This window comes from Flagellimonas oceani (assembly GCF_011068285.1).
In the GTDB taxonomy this organism is placed as follows: Bacteria; Bacteroidota; Bacteroidia; order Flavobacteriales; family Flavobacteriaceae; genus Flagellimonas; species Flagellimonas oceani.
On sequence record NZ_CP049616.1, the window covers coordinates 1,257,424 to 1,284,139 of the forward strand.

Annotated in this window: 24 protein-coding genes; 16 read left to right on the plus strand and 8 right to left on the minus strand. The window is 40.1% G+C overall.

Annotation, left to right across the window (positions count from 1 at the left end):
• Positions 1-72 precede the first annotated feature (72 nt).
• The 5 genes from GVT53_RS05775 to GVT53_RS05795 all read right to left on the minus strand — a co-directional run bounded on the left by GVT53_RS05775 (position 73) and on the right by GVT53_RS05795 (position 6,281).
• Positions 73-924 (minus strand): O-antigen ligase family protein, encoded by an 852-nt coding sequence (locus tag GVT53_RS05775; protein ID WP_166247862.1) that lies wholly within the window; start codon positions 922-924, stop codon positions 73-75.
• Positions 925-1,289: 365 nt separating this feature from the next.
• On the minus strand, positions 1,290-2,369 hold the full coding sequence (locus GVT53_RS05780) for a glycosyltransferase family 4 protein (RefSeq protein WP_166247863.1): 1,080 nt from the start codon (positions 2,367-2,369) through the stop codon (positions 1,290-1,292).
• A 14-nt stretch (positions 2,370-2,383) separates the two neighbouring features.
• A complete protein-coding gene (gene murJ, locus GVT53_RS05785; RefSeq protein ID WP_166247864.1) occupies positions 2,384-3,718 on the minus strand; it encodes a murein biosynthesis integral membrane protein MurJ in 1,335 nt (444 codons plus the stop codon).
• A 120-nt stretch (positions 3,719-3,838) separates the two neighbouring features.
• Complete coding sequence (locus GVT53_RS05790) at positions 3,839-5,170, minus strand: UDP-glucose dehydrogenase family protein (protein WP_166247865.1); 1,332 nt, start codon at positions 5,168-5,170, stop codon at positions 3,839-3,841.
• A 76-nt stretch (positions 5,171-5,246) separates the two neighbouring features.
• Complete coding sequence (locus GVT53_RS05795; RefSeq protein WP_166247866.1) at positions 5,247-6,281, minus strand: NAD-dependent epimerase; 1,035 nt, start codon at positions 6,279-6,281, stop codon at positions 5,247-5,249.
• Positions 6,282-6,710: 429 nt separating this feature from the next.
• On the opposite strand from GVT53_RS05795, the gene GVT53_RS05800 reads away from it, so the two are divergent.
• The 4 genes from GVT53_RS05800 to GVT53_RS05815 are packed head-to-tail and all read left to right on the plus strand — an operon-like array spanning position 6,711 to position 12,970.
• The gene (locus GVT53_RS05800) at positions 6,711-7,844 is read left to right on the plus strand and encodes a DegT/DnrJ/EryC1/StrS family aminotransferase (protein WP_166247867.1); all 1,134 of its coding nucleotides are present in this window, start codon (positions 6,711-6,713) and stop codon (positions 7,842-7,844) included.
• Positions 7,841-9,787, plus strand: coding sequence for a polysaccharide biosynthesis protein (locus GVT53_RS05805; protein WP_166247868.1), 1,947 nt, complete (start codon positions 7,841-7,843; stop codon positions 9,785-9,787). The genes GVT53_RS05800 and GVT53_RS05805 overlap by 4 nt, the downstream gene beginning before the upstream one ends.
• Before the next feature lie 15 nt (positions 9,788-9,802).
• Complete coding sequence (locus GVT53_RS05810) at positions 9,803-10,576, plus strand: polysaccharide biosynthesis/export family protein (protein ID WP_240905157.1); 774 nt, start codon at positions 9,803-9,805, stop codon at positions 10,574-10,576.
• Positions 10,577-10,606: 30 nt separating this feature from the next.
• Positions 10,607-12,970 (plus strand): GumC family protein, encoded by a 2,364-nt coding sequence (locus GVT53_RS05815; protein WP_166247870.1) that lies wholly within the window; start codon positions 10,607-10,609, stop codon positions 12,968-12,970.
• Between the two features lie 6 nt (positions 12,971-12,976).
• On the opposite strand, the gene GVT53_RS05820 is transcribed toward GVT53_RS05815, so the two are convergent.
• Complete coding sequence (locus GVT53_RS05820) at positions 12,977-13,720, minus strand: tyrosine-protein phosphatase (protein ID WP_166247871.1); 744 nt, start codon at positions 13,718-13,720, stop codon at positions 12,977-12,979.
• Positions 13,721-13,993: 273 nt separating this feature from the next.
• On the opposite strand from GVT53_RS05820, the gene GVT53_RS05825 reads away from it, so the two are divergent.
• From GVT53_RS05825 to istB, 12 genes are all read left to right on the plus strand, one after another.
• Complete coding sequence (locus tag GVT53_RS05825) at positions 13,994-15,268, plus strand: sensor histidine kinase (protein ID WP_166247872.1); 1,275 nt, start codon at positions 13,994-13,996, stop codon at positions 15,266-15,268.
• On the plus strand, positions 15,261-15,962 hold the full coding sequence (locus tag GVT53_RS05830) for a response regulator transcription factor (RefSeq protein WP_166247873.1): 702 nt from the start codon (positions 15,261-15,263) through the stop codon (positions 15,960-15,962). Before GVT53_RS05825 ends, GVT53_RS05830 begins: the two co-directional genes overlap by 8 nt.
• Positions 15,963-16,023: 61 nt before the next feature.
• On the plus strand, positions 16,024-16,275 hold the full coding sequence (locus GVT53_RS05835; protein WP_166247874.1) for a hypothetical protein: 252 nt from the start codon (positions 16,024-16,026) through the stop codon (positions 16,273-16,275).
• A 72-nt stretch (positions 16,276-16,347) separates the two neighbouring features.
• The gene (locus GVT53_RS05840; RefSeq protein WP_166247875.1) at positions 16,348-17,112 is read left to right on the plus strand and encodes a hypothetical protein; all 765 of its coding nucleotides are present in this window, start codon (positions 16,348-16,350) and stop codon (positions 17,110-17,112) included.
• Positions 17,113-17,207: 95 nt separating this feature from the next.
• Entirely contained in the window at positions 17,208-19,760 is a 2,553-nt protein-coding gene (locus GVT53_RS05845) for a M1 family metallopeptidase (protein WP_166247876.1), read from the plus strand.
• A 140-nt stretch (positions 19,761-19,900) separates the two neighbouring features.
• Positions 19,901-20,908, plus strand: a complete 1,008-nt coding sequence (locus GVT53_RS05850; RefSeq protein ID WP_166247877.1) for a DUF4198 domain-containing protein — start codon at positions 19,901-19,903, stop codon at positions 20,906-20,908.
• On the plus strand, positions 20,908-21,591 hold the full coding sequence (locus GVT53_RS05855; protein ID WP_166247878.1) for a HupE/UreJ family protein: 684 nt from the start codon (positions 20,908-20,910) through the stop codon (positions 21,589-21,591). The genes GVT53_RS05850 and GVT53_RS05855 overlap by 1 nt, the downstream gene beginning before the upstream one ends.
• A gap of 407 nt (positions 21,592-21,998) precedes the next feature.
• Positions 21,999-22,886, plus strand: coding sequence for a tyrosine-type recombinase/integrase (locus GVT53_RS05860; RefSeq protein WP_166247879.1), 888 nt, complete (start codon positions 21,999-22,001; stop codon positions 22,884-22,886).
• Between the two features lie 136 nt (positions 22,887-23,022).
• Positions 23,023-23,511 (plus strand): hypothetical protein, encoded by a 489-nt coding sequence (locus GVT53_RS21010; RefSeq protein WP_240905159.1) that lies wholly within the window; start codon positions 23,023-23,025, stop codon positions 23,509-23,511.
• Positions 23,512-23,522: 11 nt separating this feature from the next.
• Complete coding sequence (gene istA / locus GVT53_RS21015) at positions 23,523-24,002, plus strand: IS21 family transposase (protein ID WP_240905161.1); 480 nt, start codon at positions 23,523-23,525, stop codon at positions 24,000-24,002.
• A gap of 43 nt (positions 24,003-24,045) precedes the next feature.
• Complete coding sequence (locus GVT53_RS21020) at positions 24,046-24,564, plus strand: Mu transposase domain-containing protein (protein ID WP_417941823.1); 519 nt, start codon at positions 24,046-24,048, stop codon at positions 24,562-24,564.
• Positions 24,565-24,584: 20 nt separating this feature from the next.
• Positions 24,585-25,322, plus strand: coding sequence for an IS21-like element helper ATPase IstB (gene istB / locus GVT53_RS05870; RefSeq protein WP_166247880.1), 738 nt, complete (start codon positions 24,585-24,587; stop codon positions 25,320-25,322).
• A gap of 2 nt (positions 25,323-25,324) precedes the next feature.
• On the opposite strand, the gene GVT53_RS05875 is transcribed toward istB, so the two are convergent.
• Both GVT53_RS05875 and GVT53_RS05880 read right to left on the minus strand, forming a co-directional pair.
• The gene (locus tag GVT53_RS05875) at positions 25,325-25,681 is read right to left on the minus strand and encodes a hypothetical protein (RefSeq protein WP_240905165.1); all 357 of its coding nucleotides are present in this window, start codon (positions 25,679-25,681) and stop codon (positions 25,325-25,327) included.
• Between the two features lie 91 nt (positions 25,682-25,772).
• The gene (locus GVT53_RS05880) at positions 25,773-26,669 is read right to left on the minus strand and encodes a nucleotidyltransferase domain-containing protein (protein ID WP_166247882.1); all 897 of its coding nucleotides are present in this window, start codon (positions 26,667-26,669) and stop codon (positions 25,773-25,775) included.
• Between the last annotated feature and the right edge of the window lie 47 nt (positions 26,670-26,716).

Genomic DNA, 26,716 nt, shown 5'->3' on the forward strand with positions numbered 1-26,716 from the left:
GCTTGAATTATGAGCAATTTTTTTAACCATTTCAAAGTAGAAAGAAATATTATATATTGAATTGTCGGAAATTTAAAAATCAATCCGCTTTTTCATTTGTGATGCTTGTTTGGTAGAGACCAAATAACAAAGGAAAACGAAAATCCCCATAAGATATGGTTGATTGATTACGGTTTGAAGAGTCATCATATAAATGAAAAGTACAGCTATAAGACTCAATGCGAAAACCCTTTTTCCAGCATCAATCCCCATTGCTTTGCGTACATAGGTGATTGGGATGGCAAGAAAAATTAAAAAAACAAAAATTCCAGAGTCTGCCCAAACACCAAAATATGTGTTGTGCCCCCTTATTTCATTGGCAAAGTAAATACCATTGCCCAAAATCGGGTTTTCAAAAACATAGTTGAGCATATTTAATAGCAACTCGTCTCGGCTAGAACTATCTACTTTGTCAACATTAAGGGTTAAAATATTTATCACATTTTCCAATCTATCCTTTTGAGAGTCATTTAAAACGTTGGAATTTAATCCATATTGGATTCCCAAAACCAGAATCAGTGGCAAAATGAAAAAAAGAATAAAGAATCTTTTAAGATTGAATTCTTTTAGTTGTTGTATTACAAGAATCAATATTAAAATTACCATTCCCGTTTTAGAAAATGCTAAAAAGAAAGCGTAAAAAGTGATGCCATATGATAAAAGCCTGATTGTTTTTTGAAAACTATTCTTAGCTTTCCAATAATTTCTAATCAAAACATAGGTTATTAGGCACATTAGAGCTGCATTGTTCGCATCTCCGTGAACGCCTCCTGCTCTGCTAAGATCATATTCATATATACCAAATTGGTCTACCGAATAGTTTATCTTATGGAAGAAAATGAGCACAATATTGGCAAGCATGAAGGTAATAAGAGCTGTGTTCAAGAACAATTTTGTTCTCTTTTGATCATAAAGATATTCTGTAAAGGCCAAGAAAAAGAAGAAGGGAATCAAGGTTTTTAAAAAAGGAGGCGAATAATAATCATGTAGGGTATTTGCCAAAAATCCAATTGCAAAATAGGCTACAAAAAAAACGCGCCATAACTTGATCATTGATGGCTTTTTTTCACGTTTTTCCGTAAGCAACATAAGAATAAACGCCCCGACCCCAAGGCCGAGCATTCCGTAGGCAATTATTCTACTAATATTTTCGGATAAATAGAACGAAAAGAAAAATACTAAGTTAAGCGCATAATAAACAAAGGGGATTAAAATGCATAGGTGTTTTATTGTGGATGACCTTAATAGTATCAACATAGTATTTCTTCAAGAATTTCCTCCCATTTTTTATGAATAGATGACATATTGAACTTTTCGATACTGACAGGAGCACTTTGTCCTAACATTATTCTTTTTTCCTGATCAGCCATTAAGTTGTCCAAACCCTCTCTCATGATGGAGCTATTTTGATTCTCTATCAATATACCGTTCTTATTGTCGGTGATTATTTCAGACGGGCCGGTCAAGCAGTTGTAAGAGATGCAGGCCATACCTTGCGACATTGCCTCTATTAGTACCATAGGAAGTCCTTCGTACCTAGAGACCATTAAAAAAATCTCACTATCCCGCATAATTTCCCCAATTTTATTTGTAAACCCCAAGAACTCAATTGACGCTGGGTTTATCCGAAGCTCTTCCATTTGATTTTTTAGTAGGCTTTCTCCTTTTTCTCCTTCACCGGCAATCAATAACTTCCAATCCTGGTGCTTTTGTAATAAGGGGCCAACAATGGGTACTAAGTTGTCCCATCCTTTTTGATAAATTTTGTTTAGGCTGCCAGCAACCAGAATATTTTTTTTTCGCGCTTTTCTTGGTTCCGAAATCGCACTAAATGTTGCAGGATTGTATACCACTTCAACCTTTGCTCCTTTATCTTTAAAAAAAGGTGCATCAAACTTTGTTAAAATAGTTATTAAATCGGCAAACTTATAAACGTTGTTTCTTGTGAAACGGGATAACTTGGTTTTGTCGCTCAGGTGATTGTTGTGCTCACAACCAATAGCTTTAATCTTGTAAACTTTAGAAACAAGTATTGAGACCAGGTTTATTCTTGTAATAAATCCTATTGTTATGTCTGGGCGATTGGCTTTTTTTCGGTAAAAAGAGAGTAAATTGAAAAACCTTCTAACAGTATGGTTCGGTATCCATCCACCATAAAGTTTAATGTGCTCGATATTTGAAGGTAGGTCATAGGAGCTACTTTCGTTGAATGTGATGATTCTAACGTCGTGGTTTTCCCCAAATTTCTCAGCTAGGAGCACCAAAACTCTCTCGGCACCTCCGCCGGAAATGGCGTGGCAAACAAAATCAATCCTATATTTCCTGGGCATAATAAATTAATGTTTTAAGAGTTGCCAACTTCTTTTTTGCTCAATCGTATTGCATAACCTACATAGAAAAAGCTCGCTATAATGTAAACAATGGTGGTGCTCAAGACCAAACCATATACTTCGAAATACTTTATAAAGATAAAATTTAGGACAAGATTCAATATTAGGTTAAAAAAGGATAACCAAGCCATGAACTTGTTTTTGTTCAAAGCCGTAAGAAATCTAACAGTGATCAACGTACAAAGGTAAAACGGTACATGGAGCAAAAATATTATTTGAATTTTGGAAACAATCACGGTGTCTTCGCTGGTAAATTCTTTGCGCTCAAAAAACAATGCTATAATGTCGCTGCTAAAAAATATTAGTAGTGCACAAATTACCAATGCCCCCAGAAATGTAACCCCCCAAAGCTTTTTTAACTGTTTAAACGCTTTTTCCAAATTAGTGGCGATGGCTCTTGAAAAATGTGGCAAAAGGACATTGCTCAATGCAACCATTACTATGCTTATGATAAAAGAAGGAATTTTAATACCGTAATTGATCGCTGCGATAGAACCTATGGCAAGTTGAGCGGCAAAGAATTGGTCAACAAAAGGATTTATCCCTGTTAACAGTCCCGATGTTACCTTTGGGGGATACTGCCTCATCATCTCACGAATGTTCTGATTAATTTCAATTTTTGAAATTGTAATTAGTTTTTTGCGCCATACAAAAAAAATCAAATGCGAAAAGCTAAGTACACTGCCTATCAACATGGAATAGGCCAAAACATAATCACCAAAAAAATCCCTAAAGTAGAACAAGGATAAAAGTGTTACCAACGGGGGATACGCCAATGTTATTTTGGACAAGAAAAAGTGTCCTTCAATCTCCAGGAGTGCGTTTCCAAAACTTGCAAAGCCCCAGAAAAAAATACAGGGCAATACAATATATATTTGATTTCTGACCAATTGGTAGTATTCCATGGTATGATCCGGAAAAACGCTCTCCAAAAAAAACTGGGAAAAAACCAAAGTCACTACACAGAGGATAGTTACTATACCCAGTATGGAAATGAGGGATACGCTTTGAAACGAACCTAATTGTTTTGAGCTCTTCTCCTCAATTATATAATTAGGTATAAAAAGACTATTTAATGACCCAATAAATACCTGTTGGATAAAGTTTGGGATTAAAATGGCAATCAAAAAGGTGTCGAGAAAAATTGAAAGTCCAAAAGAAGCCGCTACTTCTGTTTCCTTAAAAAAGGATAATACTTTTACACCAAAGGTGATACCTCCGACCAAAATAATATTTTTGATCAGTTTGTTTTTTAATCCGCCGTTTACTTTTTGGATAATGCTCCTCATGGATTATTTATGACAATCATAGAATCAACAGCAAATAGGATCATTTGAATTAATTGATTTAAACTAGAGGTGAAACAGGTAACCCTTTGGTGTTCAGCTACAAAATGAGTTTGGTATTAATCAGGATTTCTTGCCTATTTGATAGTATTCGAACTCCATAGATTTTAACTTGTCATGATCGTACTGGTTTCTACCATCAAAAATGACTGCTGATTTCAGCAATTTCTTTAGTTCACCAAAGTCCGGTGCCCTAAACTCTTTCCATTCAGTAAGTAAAATCATAGCATCTGCATTTTCCAAGGCTGCATATTTTGCCGTAAAATAAGTGATGTTCGGCACGTCCTTAAGATAAAAATGTTGTGCTTCGTCCATTGCTTTTGGGTCATATGCATTGATTTTGGCCCCTCTTTTGGTCAACTCCTTTATAATATATATTGCAGGAGCTTCACGCATATCGTCGGTTCCCGGTTTGAAGGAAAGCCCCCAAACGGCAAAAGTCAATCCGCTTAAGTCTTCACCATATTTTTCCGTTACCTTTTTTGCGATGACAAATTTTTGACGGTCGTTGACATCTTCCACAGCTTTGATGAGTTCTGGGGTATAACCGTGCTCTTCCGCTGTTCTTTTGAGTGCTTTCACATCTTTTGGGAAGCATGAGCCTCCGTATCCGCTTCCTGGGTATATAAAGCTGTATCCGATACGGCTATCGGAGCCAATCCCTATTCTGACCTTATTCACATCCGCATCTACCAGTTCACATATATTGGCAACCTCGTTCATGAATGAGATCTTGGTGGCCAACATGGCATTTGCCACATACTTGGTCATCTCCGCAGACCTTACATCCATAGTGATCAAACGATCCATACTGCTCCTAAAAAATGGGGAATAGAGGTTGCGCATTATCTTAGTGGCACTATCATCATCCGAACCAACAACAACTCTGTCCGGTTTCAGAAAATCATTTATAGCATCACCTTCCTTTAAAAATTCGGGATTGGAGACTACATGGAATTCAATATCGGCATTTCTTTTCTTTAGCTCTTTTGCAATGGTCTCCCGAACTTTGTCCGCCGTTCCCACGGGCACGGTGGATTTATCCACGACGATAAGGGGAGTGGACATGTGTTCACCAATTTCTTTGGCAACCTGCAGTACATATTTAAGGTCTGCCGAACCGTCTTCGCCCATTGGTGTACCAACGGCTATGAAAGCAACATCACATTGATTTAAATTGTCTTTAAGGCTCGTGCTGAAAAGAAGGGTATTGTTTTCAATGTTTCTTTTTACCATGGGCTCCAAACCAGGCTCATAGATGGGAATAATTCCTTTTTTAAGCCCTTTTATCTTATTTTCATCTACATCTATGCAGGTGACCGTGTTTCCCATTTCGGCAAAACAGGTTCCACTTACCAAGCCAACATATCCGGTTCCGATTACTGTTAAATTCATGATTAAAGTTTAGTTTAAAAGTATTTTTAAGTTTTGTAAGGACAATTATTGAAACGTTGTAAAGTTGTTTTTATGATTATCCCCTGTTTACATTGTAAAATTCTTTGTACCAATCGACAAACTTATGGATTCCCTGATTAATAGGGGTATTGGGTTTGTAGCCGTAGTCCATGATCAATTCATCTACATTTGCCCAAGTTTTTTCTACATCTCCAGGTTGCATGGGCAAGTTTTCTCGGATTGCCTTTAAATCAAGGCTGTTCTCTATAGCTTCAATAAAGTCTAAAAGTTTGACCGATTTGTTGTTCCCAATATTGTAAAGTCTATACAGGTCATTCTTCTTTGAGCGTTCTGTTGTATCTTTTTCAATGATTCGTACAATACCCTCTGTAATATCATCTATATAGGTAAAATCCCTTTCTAGGTTACCGTGATTGAATACTTTTATTGGTTCTCCGTTCAAAATTGCCTTTGTAAATAAAAACAAGGCCATGTCAGGTCTGCCCCATGGTCCATAAACAGTAAAAAATCTAAGTCCGGTAGTGTTGAAGTTGTACAGATGGCTATACGTGTGCGCCATAAGTTCGTTGCTCTTTTTGGAAGCTGCGTACAGGCTTACCGGTTGGTCCACCGGATCGCTGGTTTCAAAAGGTATTTTTTTGTTGAGACCATATACACTGGAACTGCTGGCATACACCAGGTGTTTTACTTTATGGTGACGACATCCCTCCAGAATGTTCAAGAAGCCAACAATGTTACTTTCTACATAGGCCCCAGGATTTTCTAGACTATATCTTACACCTGCCTGGGCCGCCAAATTGCATACAACATCAAAGTTCTCCTCCTTGAATAGGTTTGCAATACTTTCACGATCTGACAAATCCATTTTTACAAAGCGAAATGAAGGTTTGGTGTGGCTTCTGGTAATCAAGCCTTCTTTGGAGGCTTCACTCTTTTCAATACCAAGTTCCTTCAATCGGGCGAACTTAAGATTGGTATCGTAATAGTTGTTGATATTATCGAGGCCAACCACATCATGGCCTAAATCTGTTAATCTGTCGGATACGTAGAAGCCAATAAAACCAGCGGCGCCGGTGACCAGAATTTTCATGTTCAGCTTTAGTGTGTTAAGGGTTTGTTGTAATTCAGTCTTGGGGAAGCGTGTTAGGTGTTTGTTATAAAAGTATTTATTGCAAAGATGAATAAAAAATAAACTGCTGTAGTGGGTAAAGGAGATTATCTACCGAAAAACTCGATTAAGTTCAAAAATGGATTTTATTGACCTTCATATTACAAGATGATGAAGCTGGTTTGAAACGGGCCGTGCAAGATATAGTGCTCTGGGTAAAGCATCAAGAGATGAGGTAATTTGTTGTATCGGAGTTCTAATTCGGTGCTTTTGTCTAATTCCAGGCACTTAATCGATTATTTTTTTCCTTCGGCGAATAGTGGGTGCAATTGTTAGAAACGCTCAATAATACCATTACTTTTACTATCGAGAAAACAATTTCTCACCTACTTATATCAACCCAAAACCAATATGGAAACCACAGTATTAAAGAAAATTTGGTTGTCGCCGCCCCACATGGGAGGAAACGAACAAACTTATGTACAGGAGGCCTTTGATTCTAATTGGATCGCACCACTAGGACCAAACGTTCAAAATTTTGAACTGGCAATAGAGCAGTTTGTTGGTAACGGTGTTCGCTCGGCTTGTTTGAGCTCGGGTACCGCTGCTATACATCTTGCACTTGAAATTTTGGGTGTAGGACGAGGGGATGAGGTTATTTGCCAAAGCTTCACTTTCGCCGCATCGGCAAATCCCATTACTTATTTAGGCGCTTCCCCGGTTTTTGTGGATAGCGAATCCGATACTTGGAACATATCCCCAAATCTTTTAAGGGAAGCAATATCGGACAGGATCGCCAAGGGAAGAAAACCAAAGGCAATAGTAGCGGTGCATTTATATGGAGTGCCCTATAAGGTGGATGAGATTCATGCAATAGCAAACAAATTTAACATACCAATTATTGAAGATAGCGCCGAGGCATTGGGAAGCACTTACAGGGGATTCAATTGTGGAAGCTTCGGAGATATAGGAATACTATCTTTTAACGGCAATAAGATCATAACCACCTCTGGGGGTGGCGCTCTGCTTTGTAAGGATGTGAAGACCAAAGAGAAAGCGGTATTTTTGGCCACTCAGGCTAGGGATAATGCACCTCATTATCAGCATTCCGAGATTGGTTACAATTATAGGATGAGCAATGTTTTGGCGGGCATTGGTCGCGGTCAAATGGAAGTGCTCCCAGAAAGGGTGGAGTCCAGAAGAAGAAATTTTGAGTTTTACAGGGAACATTTATCGGATATTTCCGGGATATCGTTTGTAAAGGAGCCAGAATGGAGCAGTTCCAATAGATGGCTTACATGTATTTTAACACCATCATACGAGTTTAGAGAACGTATAAGGCTTGCTCTCGAGAACGAAAACATCGAATCCAGGCCTTTGTGGAAACCCATGCACCTACAACCCATATTCGAAGACAGCTTATCCTATGTGAACGGAACAAGTGAAGATTTGTTCGAAAGAGGACTTTGTTTGCCAAGTGGTTCCAGTTTGGAGCACAATGACTTGGAAAGAATTTGTGGAATCATAAAAAAATTGCTCAAATGATCAAGGACTTCTTAAATGGTAAGGGAAAGCGTTATGCCTCAAAATGGACGGTACTTTTAATAGATATATCTATTGTTTCATTTTCGTTTATTTTGGCATACATCATAAGGTTTAACCTTAGCTTTAATTTTGATGTACAAAGGTTATCCATACAGCTGCCCATTATAATGGTCTTGTTCCTGCTCTCTTTTTTGATTGTAGGGAGCTACAAAGGGGTCGTAAGGCATACGGGAATCAAGGATGTTTATGCAATCTTCAATGCAGTTTGCTTGGCAAGTATTGGTGCCATAGCCGTGGTTATGCTCAACAGATATCTGGATTTTGTTGAAGGATTTACAATACCATTGTCCATTATCATTATCAATAGCTTGTTGACCTTTGTAGCGTTGGCAGCCTCAAGATATGTATTTAAAATATCTTACGAGAGTTTGATGAAAAGAGGTCAGGCCCCATCCAAAAATTTAATGATATATGGAGCGGGGGAATCAGGGATCATTACCTATAATACATTGACCAACCATTCAAAAATGGGTGTAAAGGTCGTTGGTTTTGTTGATAATAATCTACAGAAGGTCGGCAAGCAGATAAATGGAGTAAAAGTCTATGATAAGTCCATTCTTACCGAAGATTTTGTAAAGTTCAATAATATATCCGAGGTCATTTTTTCCATACAGAGCATTAGTCCAAAACAATTGAGGGTTTTGGTGAATGAGATTGTTGACCTTCCCGTAAAAGTAAAGATCGTACCTCCAGTAGAAGATTGGATCAACGGTGAGCTGAAAGTATCACAGATAAAGAGGGTACAGATAGAGGACTTGTTGGACCGCCCGCCAATTGAGATAAAGAACAGTAAAGTTGTAAAGGATTTTGATGACAAGGTCATAATGGTTACTGGTGGTGCGGGCTCCATTGGTAGTGAGCTGGTAAGGCAAATTTGCAAATACAATTATCGTTCTTTGATAGTGGTGGACCAAGCCGAATCTGCACTGTACGATCTGCAGCAAGAATTGAAACAAGCCGGATTCTTTAATTTTGTTCCGATTGTTGGGGATATTAGGGACAAGAATAAGATGCGGGTTCTTTTTGATCAGTACCGGCCCGACAGAATATTCCATGCAGCTGCGTATAAACATGTTCCACTAATGGAACAGAACCCTTACGAAGCAGTAAAGATCAATGTGGCGGGAACCAAGACCATTGTAGATCTTGCTTTTGAATATGAAGTGGAAAAATTTGTCTTTGTTTCCACGGACAAGGCGGTTAACCCGACCAATATAATGGGCGCCACCAAGCGTATTGCCGAAATGTATATAAGTTGTAGGCAACAAGAGGGGAAAACAAAGTTCATAACCACTAGGTTCGGTAATGTTCTTGGATCTAACGGTTCCGTAATCCCATTGTTCAGAAAGCAAATTGAAAAGGGGGGACCACTAACGGTTACCCACAAAGATATTACCAGGTATTTTATGACCATACCCGAAGCGTCCCAATTGGTTTTGGAAGCCGGGGCCATGGGCAAGGGAGGTGAGATTTTCATATTCGATATGGGCGAATCCGTAAAGATTATGGATCTTGCCAAGAATATGATACGCCTTTCCGGTCTTCATTATCCAGATGATATTGACATACAGATTACCGGACTGAGGCCTGGAGAAAAATTATATGAAGAACTTTTGGCCAATGGGGAAAATACCCTTCCAACCTACCATGATAAGATCATGATCAGTAAAGTAAGGGAAATCAACTACCCTAAAATTAGAACAATGATAGATGAGCTGTGCATATCGAATTTATTCTTTAAGGATAATGTGGTACAGTTAATGAAAAGTATTGTTCCGGAATATATTTCGAACAACTCGGATTTTTGTAAATTGGACGAAAATACATCAACCTTGAATGGCAAGGAGTCTACAAAAGTTCAATATCCTCAACTCAACAATTAATAAATGAACATTCTTATGCACCAAAAAATTAAGTTGGTATGTTACATTGTTATGGCATGCCTGGTTTTCTCCTGTACTTCTTCAAAAGACGTTGTTTATTTTCAAGATGCGAGCCAATTCGAAACATTGGTCGATGAAAATACATTCACCTCTAAATTTAAAGTGGACGATTTGGTAAGTATCCATGTTTCTACCTTAGACCCCGAGGCCAGCGCTCCCTTTAATCTATTTAGAGGTGCGGAAGAGGGTGTTGGCGGCTCCATGCGACCCGAACAGGTCAACTATCTGGTAGATGAAGATGGAGAAATTGATTTTCCTGTTATTGGTAAGGTAAAAATAGAGGGCTTGTCACCGGCTGAAACTAGAGAACTGTTAAGAGAACGTTTGAAGGATTATTTAAAAGATCCCATTATAAATATTAGAATCAGGAACTTTACGGTCACAGTTTTAGGTTCTGTAAACAGACCAGGCACTTATCCGATAAATGGTGAGCAAATCACCATTATGGAAGCTTTGGGGTATGCAGGGGATATCAACATTAAAGGTAGAAGGGATAATGTGATGGTAATCAGGGATTTTGATGGGACAAAGGTATACAATCGAATCAACCTCAATAAAAAAGAAGCTCTTAAATCACCGGTCTATTATCTAACACAGAATGATGTAGTGTACGTGGAGCCCAATAAATCCGGTAAAACTCAATCAAGTTTGGATCAGAGGGCATCAATAGCAGTGTCGATATTGTCAGTTCTAATTACCTCATCAGTCGTATTGCTCACTAGAAACTAGACTTAACATTATACTATTTTTCAAGATATCATGAACAATTCTGAATTGGATTTAAAAGAACTGATCAATTCCTATTTGAAACATTGGAAGTGGTTTGTTTTAAGTGTTATAATTTTTGGACTTTTGGCTTATACCTATTTAAGGTATACAATCCCCCAATATAGTGCTTCTGCGAAAATTCAGATTTTAGAGGATAAAAATGCAACGTCTGAATTAAGCATGCTGCAAGATTTAGATGTTTTTTCCAAGGGCGGAAATACCAAAATGGAGGATGAAATTGAATTGCTGAAAGCTAGACAGAACTTTATCCAAGTTGTGAAAAAGTTGAAATTGAATGTTCAGTATTTTGTACTTGGAAATATTAGGGATTCAGAAATATATGGAAAGGAGTTTCCTTTTAATATTAACTTCATTTCCCCGGATTCCGTGGTCAACAAATCAAAGCATTCCTTTTATGTTGATTTGGATTCGGATACTTCGTTTCAATATGGGGAAGAAGAAGATGAACCCTTTAAACAATATGACTTTGGAACCAAAATCCAAACTAAGATTGGAAATATCATCCTTTTGCCCAATGCCAATTCTTTGAACCAATATAAGGGGAAGAGGTTAAAGGTAGTTATTAATCCTATTCCGGAAGTCGTAGGTTCTTTTCGCGATAAAATAGTGATGGCGTCCGCAGAAAAGTCAAACATTATAAGCCTTTCTTTAACTGACCCTAACCAGAAAAGGGCCATTGATGTTATCAATGAACTTATTTTAACCAACAATGAGAATGCAGTGGCCGATAAAAAGGCAATTGCGGATAGAACAACCAAATTTATTAACGATAGGATTACCGAAATTTATAGTAATTTATCCACGGTCGACGAAAGCGCTGAATCTTTCAAAGAGAGTAGGGGAATAGCAGATTTAGGTTCGCAGTCAAATGTGAATTTTAATCAGAGTGCAGCTAGCGAGCAACAATTACAGGAAGCTAGTATACAATTGAATATTGCAAATTCCATGCAGGATTTGATCAATGACCAGAATGGTTACGATATAATCCCCACCAACGTAGGATTAAATGATGCAGGTATTTCCAACGCTGCTCAAAGGTACAATGAACTGGTTGCTCAACGAAACCGTCTTTTGGAAAGCTCAAATGAAAAGAACCCAGTGATTGTTAAGCTAGATCAACAATTGGAATCCTTAAGGAGAGGAATGCAATCAAGCTTGAATAATGTTACGAACAACCTTGATCTTCAGGTAAATAGTTTGAGCAAGCAACTGTCTCAAATCAACTCTAGAATATATGCAGCACCCAGTAACGAACGAGCTCTGAGGGATATATCAAGAAAGCAGCAAACCACTGAATCATTATATCTCTATTTATTACAAAAAAGGGAAGAATCCCAAATTACATTTGCGTCCGCCGCGCCTAAATCTAAAATTGTCGATGCGGCCTATGGTTCGGGCCTACCAATTTCACCTAATCGAAAAATTGTCTTTTTGTCGGCAATAATCATAGGTTTGTTGGTTCCTTTTTCTATAATTTACGTCAAAGATTCTTTAAATAATAAAATCCAAAACAAAGTAGGGCTGGAAAAGCTTATTTCAAGTTCCTCTTCTACGAGTGTTTTAGCAGAATTACCCGCCATTGGTAAAAAAGACAGTAAACTTATATCCGGAGACGATAGGTCTGTTCTAGGGGAATCGTTACGGATTCTAAGAACAAATTTGGATTACTTGTTAAAACGAAAGCCTACCTCTTCAGGTAGCGTAGTATTGATAACTTCAAGTGTTTCAGGTGAAGGTAAGACCTTCGTGTCTTCCAATTTATCCACTGTATTGGCAAGCACTAAGAAAAAAGTATTGCTGGTGGGTGCAGATATAAGAAATCCTAAGCTTCATGATTTCTATAAAAATTTGGATAAAGGGGGGAAGCAAATGAAGAGTCGTGACTATACAGGGCTTACAGAGTATCTATATAACGATGAGGTAAAGGTAGAAAATATTGTAACCCCAACAATTTTAGCGGAAAACAAGATTGATATTGTTTTTTCAGGTAAAATACCACCCAACCCTGCTGAGCTATTAATGAGCGATCGTCTTCAAGACTTTTTTGAATATGCCAGAAAAAATTATGACTACATTATAGTGGATTCCGCTCCAATGATTGCAGTTACGGATACATTGTTGATAAGTGATTATGCTGATCAAATCCTATACGTTACCAAAGCTGGATTTACTGAAAGGAAAGTTTTGGAGTATCCTGTAAAATTGGTTGAAGAAGAAAAAATCAAAAATATGTCGTTTATTGTAAACGGGGTAAAGGAATCCGAACTTGGCTACGGGGGCAAATACGGTTACGGCTACGGGAAAACCGTTAAACAATGGTGGAAGTTTGCCTAGAATAATCTAGTAAAAAGATTGAATGGTTCGTTCTATTACAGAGTAAAGTCTGTCCAAAAGTTTCTTAGTAACCTTGATTTCTTTTAACAATGAGAGCTGTCTAATGTTGTGAACATCAGAACCAACAAAATCAATAAGACCCTCATGCAGCATTTTTTCGGCAACTTTTTGAACTTCCCCACCATAGGATTTGGAGGTGAGGGATAGAAGATTGAGCTGAAACAGTATGCCTTTTGATTTCATGGACGCATACTTCCCGAACTTGTTATGAAAGTACACATACCTCTCCGGATGGGCCAATATGGGGAAGTATGCATGCTTGGCAATTTTATCAACCGCTGTATCAAAATTAAAGGAGGGTTGTAAGTACGACATCTCAATTAGCAAATAATCTTTTCCCAAAGGCATTGCTTGATTATCTTCCAAGATATTTTCGAAATTATCATCGATCATATGCTCGGCCGCGTAGTCCAGATTTACAGCTATTTCGTCATGTTTCCGTAAATCCATGGAAAGCCGGTCGTACGCTTTCTTAATTGTAATAGGGGTGTTGTCGTAATAATTGTGCATGATGTGCGGAGTACAGATAAAATTGGTTACCCCAAACTCGGAAAATCCTTTGATCAAGTTTAAAGAATCCTCATCGGTCTTTGCACCATCGTCGATACCAGGTAAAATATGATTATGAATGTCCACAAGGCCGTTCAAATAATCGACCAAGAAAATTTTCTTATGGAATATACTTATCATGCATAAAATTTGGACTCCAAAGATAAAGTATATAAAAGCTTAATCAATAGTTGGTAAATGAAATTAAAGATGGAAGTAGCCCCAAAGCAAAAAACCGACCTGAAAAAGGTCGGTTTGAAGATTCGCTACTTTAATATGTTTTAACTAAACTCATGGCTAAGATAAGACTTGGCCGCATGCACGGAGACTAATAAAAGATCAAAAAGACTAATGAAAGACTAATAGGGTTAACCATTGGGTAATTAGCTGATATATTTTTGTTTATTTAGCGGTATGCTGACCAAGAGAAACCTCTATGTTATTGTTTTTATCATCGCCGTAGTAGGTCTGTTGGTGGTGCAATACCAGTATCTACGGGTGGGGTTGGGTTTGGCAAAAGCCCAGTTTTCGGAGAAGATGGACAGGGCACGAGACAATATCAACAGTGAGTTGTCCGAGGTAAACTCTTTGACCTATACCTTGGGGAATGCAATCCGAAAGGACACCTCCGAAGTCAAGATCGGACTCGACAGTCTCCAAAAAGCATCCCAGTACTACCTTAACGATTATATCTCTTACCAGTTAAATGTTTCGGGGATAGACGCGCCTTTTTCCTACACGCTCTATTCCAGGGATTCCATTACATATTTGAGTTCTGTACGCCCGCACCTTAAAGCCCAAGAGCACCTTACATACCCCATAAAGGTCAAGGGGTACCTGCCGGAATTGCTGCAAAAGGAAATTGTTTTGGAAATCGGTTTTGAGGACCTGAACAAGTATTTTTTGGGACAATTGCGCGGACTTATCCTACCGGGACTTTTATTTCTGTTGATGATAATCGTAGTTGTAATCTGGGTGCTCCGGTCATTTTATTTACAGCGCAGCATCAACACCACCACCAATGATTTTATCAATAACCTGACCCATGAGCTCAAAACCCCTGTGTTTTCAATTGGATTGGCGAGCAAAATATTGGAAGAAGATGTTCCCGACAACAAAAAGGCCGTAGTGGAATTGATACGTACCGAATCGAACAGGCTCAAAAAGCATATTGATAAAGTGCTGGAACTGGCAAGTATGGAATCGGGGAAAAACATGTTGCAGTTTCAAGAGATGGATTTTAAACCGGAATTGGAGCGCATTTGCGAAAGCTTCCAACTATTGGCCGAACATGAAGGAATCCATTTTGAACCACAACTGGAAAATGGCCCATATTTTATCAAGGCCGAAAAATTCCATTTGGAAAATGTGGTGGGCAATCTGTTGGAAAACGCAAAAAAATATTCGGACAATCCCAAAGTTAGATTAAAGGCATACAAACAAAAAGGACGATTGTTTATCGAGATATCGGACAATGGCCAAGGAATAGCCAAAGAGGACATCGGCAAAATCTTCAGAAAATATTACAGGGTAAAAAATGGGGATGTCCATAAAGTGAAGGGATACGGCTTAGGACTGTATTACGTGCAAAAAATAATTAAGCTGCACCGGGGCAAAATTCAGGTGCAGAGCGAACTGGGACAGGGAACTACATTCACCTTGTCATTTAAATTGACCAAAAATGGATAAAAAACACAAATTGATATTGGTTGAGGACGACAATGCCCTTGGGTATTTGCTCTCCGAATATTTGGGAATGAAAGGCTTTACGGTCACTTGGGCCAAAGATGCGGCCCAAGCTATTTTAAAAACAAAGACCAATGTTTTTGACCTGGCCATTTTGGATGTAATGCTCCCGGACATGGACGGATTTGAACTGTCCCAAAAAATAAAATCGATCAACCCGGAACTCCCATTTATATTTTTGACCGCACGGTCGCTGAAAATAGATGTGCTAAAAGGATTCTCCCTTGGAGCCGTGGACTATCTTAAAAAACCTATTGATGAGGAAGAGCTCGTAGTCCGTATCTATGCATTATTGGCGAGATTGGTGAACGATGACCCGCAAGAGGAGCAAGCATCACAGTATGAAATAGGCGATTACTTGCTCAATATGGATAATTTTGAACTCAACTATAAGGGAAAACCGATCAAATTGACAGGAAAGGAGTTTGACCTTTTGGCTCTTTTGGCAAAGAACAAAAATCAATTGTGCACACATAAAGAAATTTTGACCACGGTTTGGGACAAAAACGATTACTTCAATAAGAAAAGCCTCAATGTTTTTATCTCCCACTTGCGCAAACATTTATCACAGGACCCCAAACTGAGCATCGTAAATGTGAGCCGTCGCGGATTTATGTTACGGGTAGAGGGGGAGTAACAATATTTTCTGGCTCGATTGTTGTTGCGTTTATCGGTGAATTAGATTATGTGTTTGATTTATGCTGAAGATTTTTAAAAACAGTTCCCCGACACCCTCATTGCATCAATTGGACCGTTTGTATGGTCAGGCCATTTGCAAATGTCCTTTGCAAGAGCAGATTTCCTACTGCCAACGGCTCATAGAGAGTTCGGAATATCACCTTGGGCAATCTTGTCCGAAAAAGGACTCCACTCGTTTAAAACAACTCATCAAAGCGGCAGGCACAGAGCTCAAGCGATTGCACTCACAGGTCAGCTCACAAAGATCTTGATCGGGATAAAACCAATTTCCGCTCACGAAACCCTTCAAAAAGCCTTAATTTTAGGATTTAAAATCATCCAAAATGAGAAAACACATCCTATCCTTGAGCTTGCTTCTAATCTGTATGAACGTCTTTGCCACAGAAACCAAACTTATGGTTCGTGCCAAGGCCAAGGACGCCAAATTTGTGGGCAGTTCCATTGGAGGGGCACACGTCATTGTCCGTAATACTTTAAACGGCCAGATTATGGCAGAGGGAAATACCACAGGTTCAACAGGGAACACCGACCTTATTATGAAAAGTGCCCACGAACGATATACGCAGCTCAGTGATAATAGCACAGCGGGATTTTTGGCGGTGGTGGATATAGATGAGCCCACCTTTGTGAGCGTAGAGGTACTGTCGCCCATCAACAAGAAAAATGCACGCGTACAAGCAAGTACACAACTCTGGCTGATTCCCGGAAAGGATATTTTAGGCGATGGAGTTGTGTTGGAAATACCAGGTTATGTGGTAGAAATTTTAAAACCCAACACTCATCAATATATTGCTTTGGAGTCCATACCCAAGTCAGGTTTGCCCATAGAGGCCAACATAGTGATGATGTGCGGTTGCCCCATTGAAAAAGAAGGCGTCTGGGACTCGGGTCTTATGGAAGTTAGGGCGATTGTAAAAAAAGACGGGGAACCGTATGCAGAGGTACAATTGGATAATCCGGCTCAAAATACGTTTCAAGGAATTTTGGGAATAACAACAACGGGATATTATCAGATTACCGTATATGCCTACGGCGCCCAAACGGGAAACACGGGTGTGGATATGGTCAACTACGTGGTAAGGGACTAATTGTTAATGCTTTAAATGTGTTCTCGTGTCGATTTTTATTGTATCGATAGGTTAAAATGGGTACCTTTTGAACTTTTAATGCCAAGCACGTTTTTATGAAAAGGAATATACTGCCCTACATGAGCCTATTGATGATTGTAGCTGCCTGTGAGCCACCAAAGAAATCAGATGTATTGGAGGCGGGGATACCACTTAAGATGGCGGAGTACAGAGTAGGCCAAGTGTCCGATGTAGTATATGGGCTGTCCTTCGACATTCCTGCTGAAAAGGAGCGCCCAATTTCTTCCACATTAAAATTGGATGTAAATATCCACGATCTTTCGAGACCGTTGTATCTTGATTTCAATGCTGATGCCTCACTTTTAAAAACCATACATGTAAATGGGCAAAAGCAAGAAATTGTACATCAAAAAGAACATATTGTTGTTTCCGCAAACCTTCAGGAGGGATCCAATACCATAGAAATAACTTTCAATGCGGGAGAGCTGTCCCTTAACCGGAACGAGGACTACCTGTACACCCTTTTGGTGCCCGATCGTGCCAGCACCATGTTCCCCTGTTTTGATCAACCTAACATCAAGGCCCGGTATGCTTTGGAGGTAACCGCTCCTAAAGATTGGAAAGTGGTGTGCGGAGCACCCTTGAAGAAACAGATGCAAAAAGAGGGCAAAACGCAACACTTGTTCGAGGAGAGCGACCCCATGAGCACTTACTTGTTTTCCATGGTGGCCGGTAAATTTGAATCGGTCACAGAAAACCCCGGATTGTTTGATATGACCTTGCTCTACCGTGAGACCGATTCGGCAAAAATAGGGTTCAGTATTCCCAAAATATTTGAATTGCACCAACGGTCCATCGATTTTTTGAAGAACTACACCCTTTACGAATTCCCATTCAAAAAATTGGACTATGCGGCCATTCCAGGATTTCAATATGGGGGCATGGAACATGTTGGCGCCATTCAATACCGCCAATCATCCATTTTTTTGGATGAGAGTGCCACGGAACGCCGCCTTATGGGCAGTGCCAAACTTATTGCCCATGAGATCTCCCATATGTGGTTCGGGGATATGGTGACCATGGATTGGTTCAACGATGTATGGATGAAGGAGGTGTTTGCCAATTTTATGGCCGATAAGATCATCAACCCGACCTTTCCGGAAATCAACCATAAATTGCAATTTATGATTTCCCATTACCGTGGAGCCTACGGTGAGGATAGGACGAGGGGAACCAATCCCATCCGACAGAAATTGGACAATCTAAAAAATGCAGGCAGCCTCTACGGGAGCATCATATACAACAAAGCGCCGATCATGATGCGGCAGCTCGAAGCTACAATTGGGGAAAAGGCCTTCCGAGAAGGAATACGGCAATATATAAAAACCTATGCCTATGAAAATGCCACATGGAACGATCTCGTGGGCATTTTGGATAAGACCACCGACAAAGACCTAAAAAGCTGGAGCGAGGTTTGGGTAAACCAGTCGGGTAGACCGGTTTTATCGGAACAAATTGATTATGCAGACGGAAAAATAACAAAGTTCACAATTTCGCAACGGGCCGAGGACGGAAGCGACAAATTATGGCCGCAATCTTTTGAACTGGCCTTGGTATATCACGATAGTATTAGAATAATTCCTGTGAACATCTCGGATAAAACCGTGGATGTTGCGCTTGCGATCGGGTTGCCCGAACCGGAAACCATTATTTACAATTCCAACGCTTTTGGGTACGGTGTTTTTCCTTTGGATACCGATAATTTAAAGATAATACCGAAGCTTGGGGATGAAGTGGCCCGTGGTTATGCCTATTTGAATGCCTACGAGAACGTTTTGACAGGAAAGATTGCACCACGTAAAGTTTTTGATCTATATATTGATGCGATCCTAAAAGAGGAAAACGAATTTGTACACGGAATGGTAAGTGCAGAGGCGAGCCAATTGTTTTGGAATTTCTTCACCGAACAACAAAGAGCCGAGATGCAACCCTCGGTAGAAAGTCTGCTTTGGAAAGAACTGCTATCGGACAATTATGGGGCAAACATCAAGAAGAATATTTTTGACCTTTGGAAAGGTTTGGCCTATTCCGAACAAGGAAAGGAGAGACTTTATGCCATTTGGGGCAAGAACGTTAAAATACCTGATTTAAAGCTTAATCAGGACGATTATACGGATATGGCCATGTCGCTAGCCCTGTACGATCACAAACAGTCGCCCAAAATTTTGGAAACGGCAAAAAAGCAATTGGACAACCCGGACAAGGTAAAGCGCTTTGAATTTTTGTTGCCGGCACTATCTTCGGATGTTGCTGTGAGGGATAGTTTCTTTATATCTTTCAAGAATCCCAAAAACAGGGAGAAAGAATCTTGGGTAGGTACCGCTAATGGGTATATCCACCATCCATTAAGGCAGAAAACAGCAATCAAGCATTTACCGTTGGCTTTGGAACTATTGGAAGAAATACAAAGGACAGGAGATATTTTCTTTCCCAAAAGATGGTTGTCCTCCACGGTTGGCCAATATCAGTCCAAAGAGGCCCAGGAGATGGTAGAGGAATATTTGAAACATCATCCGGACCTTGAACCTTCATTAAAGGGAAAACTCTTGCAAGCTACCGATGATCTCTATCGATTTGTAAATATGTAGCCTATTCTCCAGACCTTAAAACCGACCATATTTTATCTTTTTGAAATTTTGGGCATGGACAAAACAGTTGATTTATGGATATTTGTACCACAAGGTCGAGAATTGATTTCACTACCTAATCTTTAATAAACAAAATCATAATGAAGAAAGTTTTTTTTGGCCTTTTGGCCATCGTGCTATTATGTAGTCACGATATGTTCTTAAAAATGGACAATTATTTCCTTGAGCCCAATACACAGGCCGTAATCCAATTGTTTAACGGCACTTTTGAGAAAAGTGAAAATGTGATAGACAGAAACCGCATGCTCGATGTAAGTATGGTAGGCAACGGTAAGCGAATACAAGTGGACTCGACCCAATGGACCGAAAAGGACAGTATTACCTTTTTGAACTTTAAAACCGGTGAGCCCGGCACTTGGGTTGCTGGCGTATCAACAGCGGCCAGGAACATTGCACTTGATGCGAAATCGTTCAACGATTATTTGGAACACGATGGAGTTGTGGACATGCTGGAATGGAGGAAAGCGAACAATGCCCTCGATCAAGATGCCGTTGAAAAGTACTCCAAACACGTAAAGACTATTTTTCAAGTAGGGGAGAAGCTGTCCGATGACTGGGGAACCGCACTTGGGTACCCCATTGAATTTATTCCACAGGAAAACCCCTATGATATTCACCCTGGACATTCGATAAAGGTGCAATTGCTCTATAAAGGCGAGCCCTTGGCGAACCAATTGGTTATTATCGGTTCAGAAACATCTGGAGAAGACAACACAATCGAACACAGCCATGATGGTGGTGAGCCCCACACCCATGCTAGTGATGGAACGGCCGACCATGATCATAATTCAGGATTGCAGCTCCGCACCGACGAAGCGGGTATTTTGGAGTTCCAGATTACCAATGAAGGGGTATGGCACATGAGGACCATTTACATGGTGCAATCTACGGAAGAAGGCCTCACTCACGAGTCCAATTGGGCCACACTTACCTTTGCAGTAGGGTCGGGCCACAGTGCTGCACACGACAATGATCACGAAGACGACCATCATGCACACGAGAAAAAAGGCTTTTCCTCATATATTTTTCTGATCGTTAGTTTGATTATCGTTGCGGGTCTTTTCCTTTACTTTAAAAAGAAAAAATAATGCCTGTAAGATCAATAGGGGCCAGAGTATGCTTTTTTGCAACAATATTCTTTCCAACGGTTATGTTGGCCCATGATGTTAGTTCCGGCGACCAACAGATATTGGATAACGGCGGACTGCTGTCCTACATTTGGGTAGGTGCCAAGCACATGCTTACCGGGTATGACCATTTGCTGTTTTTGGTCGGGGTCATTTTTTTTCTGAAAGGATTTAAGGATATTTTAAAGTTTATCACTGTTTTTACCATAGGGCACAGTATTACGCTTTTGGGTGGCACTTATTTAGGAGTTCAGGTCAATGAATACCTGATTGATGCAATTATTGCATTGAGTGTGCTTTATAAAGGTTTTGAAAACTTGGACGGCTTTAAAAAACTCGGAACCAAAGCGCCCAATCTATTGCTGATGGTCTTTTTGTTCGGACTTATCCATGGATTGGGACTATCTACTCGTTTGCAAACCTTTGATATGGGCCAAGATCAATTTTTATTGAAGATCATTAGTTTTAATGTCGGGGTAGAGTTGGGGCAAATAGCGGCATTGATTCCGATTGTCCTTCTTATAAACGCATGGAAGGGTAAATCCAGCTATGAAGCATTTTACAAGGCATCCAACGTTTACTTGGTGATTGCCGGAATAGGTTTGTTTGCCTACCAGTTATATGGCTATTTTAATGGGCATTGAGTCAAGGACTTATTGCCATAATGGCACAAATAGTAGTAGAAAAAATAACTATTAAAACAAAAAAAGACCACTTTAAAGTGGTCTTTTTAGTAGCGAGAGGGGGACTATATTTTTCGAACCCAACTGAATTTCATAAAATAGCAATGTCTCGGAACCCCAGTTAAATTAACTAATTCAGGTTTTTTGATTTTTTTGGAATTGATCGAATATATGTTCATTTCGTCGATGTCGGGAAAATATCGGGAAGAAATTCACTATCTTTAAGGAAAGTAGCGGACATGGCAAACATCAAGTTTCTGATTAAATCAAAAAAGAATCCCTCGGCACTTTATGTTAGATTCTATAATGGAAGGTTAGTGGATATCACTAGCAGTACTGGTTATCTGGTAAACCCAAAGTACTGGTCAATGAAGCAACAAAGAATTACTACAGGGGCTGCAAATCAGGTAGAAGTGGCCTCAATCAATCCAAAGCTTCAGGAGCTGAAGGATTTTTTACTCGTCTCCTATAACGAACACTTTGCCAATGGAGGGGTGTTCAATAAGGACTGGTTGGATAGGATAGTGGCCAAATTCAACAATAGGCCATTCGATGAAAGTGAAAACAAGGAAATTTATTTTGTGCCATTTGTCAGCAACTACATTGAGGAGTCAAAGAACAGACTAAATCCAAATACAGGGAGATTGATTGATCATAAGACCATACAGAAGTACCAGACCACATTGAAACGGCTGGAGGAGTTCCAGAACAAGGAGGGTGTTATATTGAAGCTATGGGATATTGATTTGGAATTTCACACAGCTTTTTTGAAGTTCTTACGGATTGATGGTAACTATAGTAATACTACATGCAATAAGTATATAAGCCAGGTCAAGGGCTTTTGCCGAGAGGCTAAGTCAATGGGCCTCAAAGTTAGTCCTGAAGTAGAACACAGGGACTTCACTGTCCGTAGGGAGAAACCAATTGATGTTTATTTGAATGAAAGGGAAATAGAATCCATTTTCAATGCTGATTTCAAGGGTAATGATAGATTGAACAATGTCCGTCAATTGATGATCATAGGTCTTTGGACAGGATTGAGGATTTCGGACCTGAAAAAAATACATGAGTTCAACTTTACAGAGGACAAGATTGAGATATTAGACTCGGTTAAAACGGGTGGTTATATCCATATTCCAATTCATAGTCAAATCAAGGCTGTTTTATCTGAAAATAATGGAGAGCTTCCCAGGGTGATTTCCGATGTCAAGTTCAACTTGTACATGAAGGAGGTATGCTGGAAACGCCGGACATAGTATACCACCCTCGCCGGGTTAAAGTGACCATAGCTGGCCGGACGAAAGTGACCCACCCCCGCCGGGCCAAAGTGGACCACCTTTAGATTAGATCTATCTGTAAAAAGTCTAAGTGCTTTTTTTGTTAAAAAGCACCATGGCGAACAAGCAGATAGACATGCGAAAAACAAAACTGATATACAAACTGTACACCTCCGGTACGAGCAAGCGTGGGATAAGCCAACAATTGGGCATATCCCGTGTCACGGTCAGGAAGTACATCGAATTCTTCAGGCGGTACCGTTTTACGGCCTACGAAGTGGAGAAGATGACCCTGGAGGAACTCCACGGCCTTTTTAAGGACGGGCAAAAGCGCAAGAGCCAACGTTTGCTGACCTTAAGGCAGTACTTTCCCTATTTTGACAAGGAAATAAGAAAGACCGGGGTTACCCGACAGTTGCTCTGGGAGGAATATCATGCCAAGCACCCCGATGGCTTCAAACTCTCACAGTTCAAGTACTGGTACGCCGAATGGCGCAAGGAGACCTCTCCGGTAATGCACATGGAGCACAAGGCCGGTGACAAGCTGTTCATCGATTTCACGGGAAAGAAACTCCATATCGTCGACAGGAGACCGGTGAACTGAGGGAACTGGAGGTGTTCGTTTGCATACTGGGTAGCAGCCAATACACTTATGTAGAGGCCTGTGCAAGCCAAAAACTGGAGGACTTCATCCGCTGCACCGAGAACTCCCTATGGTTCTACGGCGGCGTACCAAAGGCCCTGGTGCCCGACAACCTGAAGTCGGCGGTTACCAAGAGCAGCCGTTACGAGCCCAAGGTCAACGAGGTGTTCGCCGACTTTGCCGAACACTACGAAACGGCGGTACTGCCCACACGTACCTATAGGCCAAGGGACAAGGCCATAGTGGAGAACGCCGTGAAGATAATCTACACCAGGGTGTTCGCCCCTTTACGCAACCAGGTATTCCACAGCATAACGGATCTCAACATGGCGATAAGGGAACTGTTGGAAAAACACAATGCAATGTCGTTCAGGGGAAGGGAATATTCCAGGCGTTCGCTTTTCATGGAAATCGAGAAGGGAGAACTGATGCCCCTGCCAGAAACGCTATGAGGTAAAACGCTATGCCCAGGCCACCGTACACAAGAACAGCCATATCTATTTCGGGAAGGACAAGCATTATTACAGCGTGTCCTACAGACATATAGGCAAACAGGTCAAGCTGGTCTATACCGACAGTATCGTCGAGATCTACCATAAGCACGAAAGGTTCGCCGTACATACAAGGAACAGGAAAAAATACGGATATACCACCTTGGCCGACCATATGCCATCGCACCATCGTTTCGTAAGCGAGTGGAGCAGCGAAAGGTTCATCGATTGGGCGGGCAATATCGGCGAATACTGTAAAGGGTACATCATTGCCATCCTGGAAAAAAAGCAGCACCCCGAGCAATCCTACAAATCCTGCCTCGGCGTGCTCCACCTTGCCAAAAAGTACGGAAGGGAACGTCTTGACGGTGCCTGTAGGCGTGCCTCGGAATATGGGGCGTACAATTACAATATGGTAGAGCGCATCCTCAAAAAGGGATGGGACCAGATCGATGACCATAATGATGAAGGAACGAAAATGCCCGAACACAAGAACATAAGGGGCGGAAAATACTATGAATAAAAACACTTAAAACTGGACATATGAACAAAAAAACAATGCAATTGATGAAAGAAATGAGGTTCTTTGGAATGCACAGGGCCTTTGCAACAACAATGGAAACCGGAGGTGCCGATACCGACTATACCAATGACGAACTCATTGCCTATCTCATCCAGAGCGAATGGGACGACCGCCACAACCGTAGGATAGAGCGATTGACCAAGTCCGCAAGGTTCAGGTATATGGCCGTCATGGAAGCTATCGACTACCGACCGTCACGCCAACTGGACAAGAACCTGGTCCGGCGACTAGGCTCTTGCGACTTCATCCCAAAAAGGGAGAACATACTTATTACAGGTAGTACCGGTGTGGGAAAAAGTTATCTGGCCTCGGCCATTGGCCACCAGGCCTGCTCCTTGGGGCGAAAGGTCATGTACTTCAACACCGCCAAGCTCTTTACCCTGCTCAAGACATCAAAGGCCGACGGTTCCTATCCAAAACAGATAAACAAACTTGAAAAACAGGACTTGCTCATCTTGGACGACTTCGGCCTTAAACCATTGGACAACATCAACAGGCATGCGCTTATGGAGATCATCGAGGACCGTCACGGCAAAAGGTCCACTATTATAGCATCACAACTACCAGTCGAAGTATGGCATGACATCATAGGTGAAAAAACACTGGCCGATGCCATCCTCGACCGTTTGGTGCACACGGCACACAGAATCGACATAAAAGGAGAATCAATGAGAAGAAAATTGAAAAATAAAAACTAAGTTTAACCCAAGGATAGATCAAATCTAGGCAGTTCGTTTACCCTGGTCAGTTTCATCCGGCGAAGGTGGGTCAGTTTACCCGGCTTATCCAAACTTTCATCAGTTTTGATTTTCAAGATGATGTTGAAAAAGTCTTGTTTAATATCAATTTCAGTTGAGATTGGTTTAGAGTTATCTTTGTCAAAATTTGATATAATTTTTCCTTTCCATTTTCCTGACAAATCTGGTGTTTGCACTAACCAAGGATAAAATACTTTCCATTTCCAAGCCCAAAAAATAAATATCATCCAAAGAATTATATTTATAGATATTGTAGTGGAAATATGTGTCAGTGCTTTTTGAAAATCAATACTATCCAAGTTTTGGGTGATAAGAAAAATTATGGCGTAAACGAAGAAAGCTAATCCAATTATCGCAAATGCATATATTCTTATGTTGTGTTTTACCATATTAAAACTCTAAATAATTCCAAAGTTGAACCATATATTCATTAATATCCTTTCTTGACCATTTTCTACTTGGTCGAATCAGATAAAGCAATTCCGAAACTTCTCCCCATTCATTACAACTATCATCTTCTTTTGTGTTCTCGTATAGATAGATAATTGATTGCTTTAATCTTTCAGTCCAAGTATCATAATTATTCATTATTCTATTTGGTACATTCCAAACTAAACATTCTAATAAAAATGAGGTGATATTGTCACTTACCTTTTCTCCATCTTCGAGCATATTATATCGAAGTTTTCTATGCAAACGTGTTAACCTTTTGAATCTTCGATAAGTGTTACTGTTTTTGACGATTCCGTTTTCAATATGTTGCTTTGGGTAGTTAATAACGGCTTTTGAAGAGTCTGACCAAAACTTAGCACCAAGCACATAACTTCCATCTTTAGAATATCTGCGGTAATTCCAAGTAGGAACAACATCCGTCTCGATTCTACTCGTATTACCAATTATAGTTATGCACTTATCTTTTCGAATTACATCGCTTCGTCCAAATTTTGCTACAAGTGCATTTTCCACATCATTTTTAAACTCAGAGTAAGTATACCCAGTAGGTGGTAAAGAATCAATTCCAACATCTTTTTCTTCAGTTTCCGCTGGCAAATTGAAATAAAATCCACCTGTATATCTAACATTTATGTCAATGTCGCTATTTAGTCTAACATTTGTGTTATTTGCATAAGAACCTTGACCAAAAGTTTCTGTAAATTTGGATTTAAGGGTTTCATCCGAACTTATTGCTTCTCTAACCATTCTTTCAGACCGCTCAAGTTTACTTTGTTCAGTATCACTTGGTGGTTTAGTCCAATTTGTTAAAGTTTGTTCATTGTATTTTGCCATTTAATATTTCTTTCAAATGCTAAATAAAGGTCACGGAGATGTGTATT

Coding starts and splice junctions, on each gene's coding strand:
- GVT53_RS05780 (WP_166247863.1), bottom strand. CDS start 2,369: ATGCCCAGGAAATATAGGATTGATTTTGTTTGCCACGCCATTTCCGGC.
- murJ (WP_166247864.1), bottom strand. CDS start 3,718: ATGAGGAGCATTATCCAAAAAGTAAACGGCGGATTAAAAAACAAACTG.
- GVT53_RS05790 (WP_166247865.1), bottom strand. CDS start 5,170: ATGAATTTAACAGTAATCGGAACCGGATATGTTGGCTTGGTAAGTGGA.
- GVT53_RS05795 (WP_166247866.1), bottom strand. CDS start 6,281: ATGAAAATTCTGGTCACCGGCGCCGCTGGTTTTATTGGCTTCTACGTA.
- GVT53_RS05800 (WP_166247867.1), top strand. CDS start 6,711: ATGGAAACCACAGTATTAAAGAAAATTTGGTTGTCGCCGCCCCACATG.
- GVT53_RS05805 (WP_166247868.1), top strand. CDS start 7,841: ATGATCAAGGACTTCTTAAATGGTAAGGGAAAGCGTTATGCCTCAAAA.
- GVT53_RS05810 (WP_240905157.1), top strand. CDS start 9,803: ATGCACCAAAAAATTAAGTTGGTATGTTACATTGTTATGGCATGCCTG.
- GVT53_RS05815 (WP_166247870.1), top strand. CDS start 10,607: ATGAACAATTCTGAATTGGATTTAAAAGAACTGATCAATTCCTATTTG.
- GVT53_RS05820 (WP_166247871.1), bottom strand. CDS start 13,720: ATGATAAGTATATTCCATAAGAAAATTTTCTTGGTCGATTATTTGAAC.
- GVT53_RS05825 (WP_166247872.1), top strand. CDS start 13,994: ATGCTGACCAAGAGAAACCTCTATGTTATTGTTTTTATCATCGCCGTA.
- GVT53_RS05830 (WP_166247873.1), top strand. CDS start 15,261: ATGGATAAAAAACACAAATTGATATTGGTTGAGGACGACAATGCCCTT.
- GVT53_RS05835 (WP_166247874.1), top strand. CDS start 16,024: ATGCTGAAGATTTTTAAAAACAGTTCCCCGACACCCTCATTGCATCAA.
- GVT53_RS05840 (WP_166247875.1), top strand. CDS start 16,348: ATGAGAAAACACATCCTATCCTTGAGCTTGCTTCTAATCTGTATGAAC.
- GVT53_RS05845 (WP_166247876.1), top strand. CDS start 17,208: ATGAAAAGGAATATACTGCCCTACATGAGCCTATTGATGATTGTAGCT.
- GVT53_RS05850 (WP_166247877.1), top strand. CDS start 19,901: ATGAAGAAAGTTTTTTTTGGCCTTTTGGCCATCGTGCTATTATGTAGT.
- GVT53_RS05855 (WP_166247878.1), top strand. CDS start 20,908: ATGCCTGTAAGATCAATAGGGGCCAGAGTATGCTTTTTTGCAACAATA.
- GVT53_RS05860 (WP_166247879.1), top strand. CDS start 21,999: ATGAAGCAACAAAGAATTACTACAGGGGCTGCAAATCAGGTAGAAGTG.
- GVT53_RS21010 (WP_240905159.1), top strand. CDS start 23,023: ATGGCGAACAAGCAGATAGACATGCGAAAAACAAAACTGATATACAAA.
- istB (WP_166247880.1), top strand. CDS start 24,585: ATGAACAAAAAAACAATGCAATTGATGAAAGAAATGAGGTTCTTTGGA.
- GVT53_RS05880 (WP_166247882.1), bottom strand. CDS start 26,669: ATGGCAAAATACAATGAACAAACTTTAACAAATTGGACTAAACCACCA.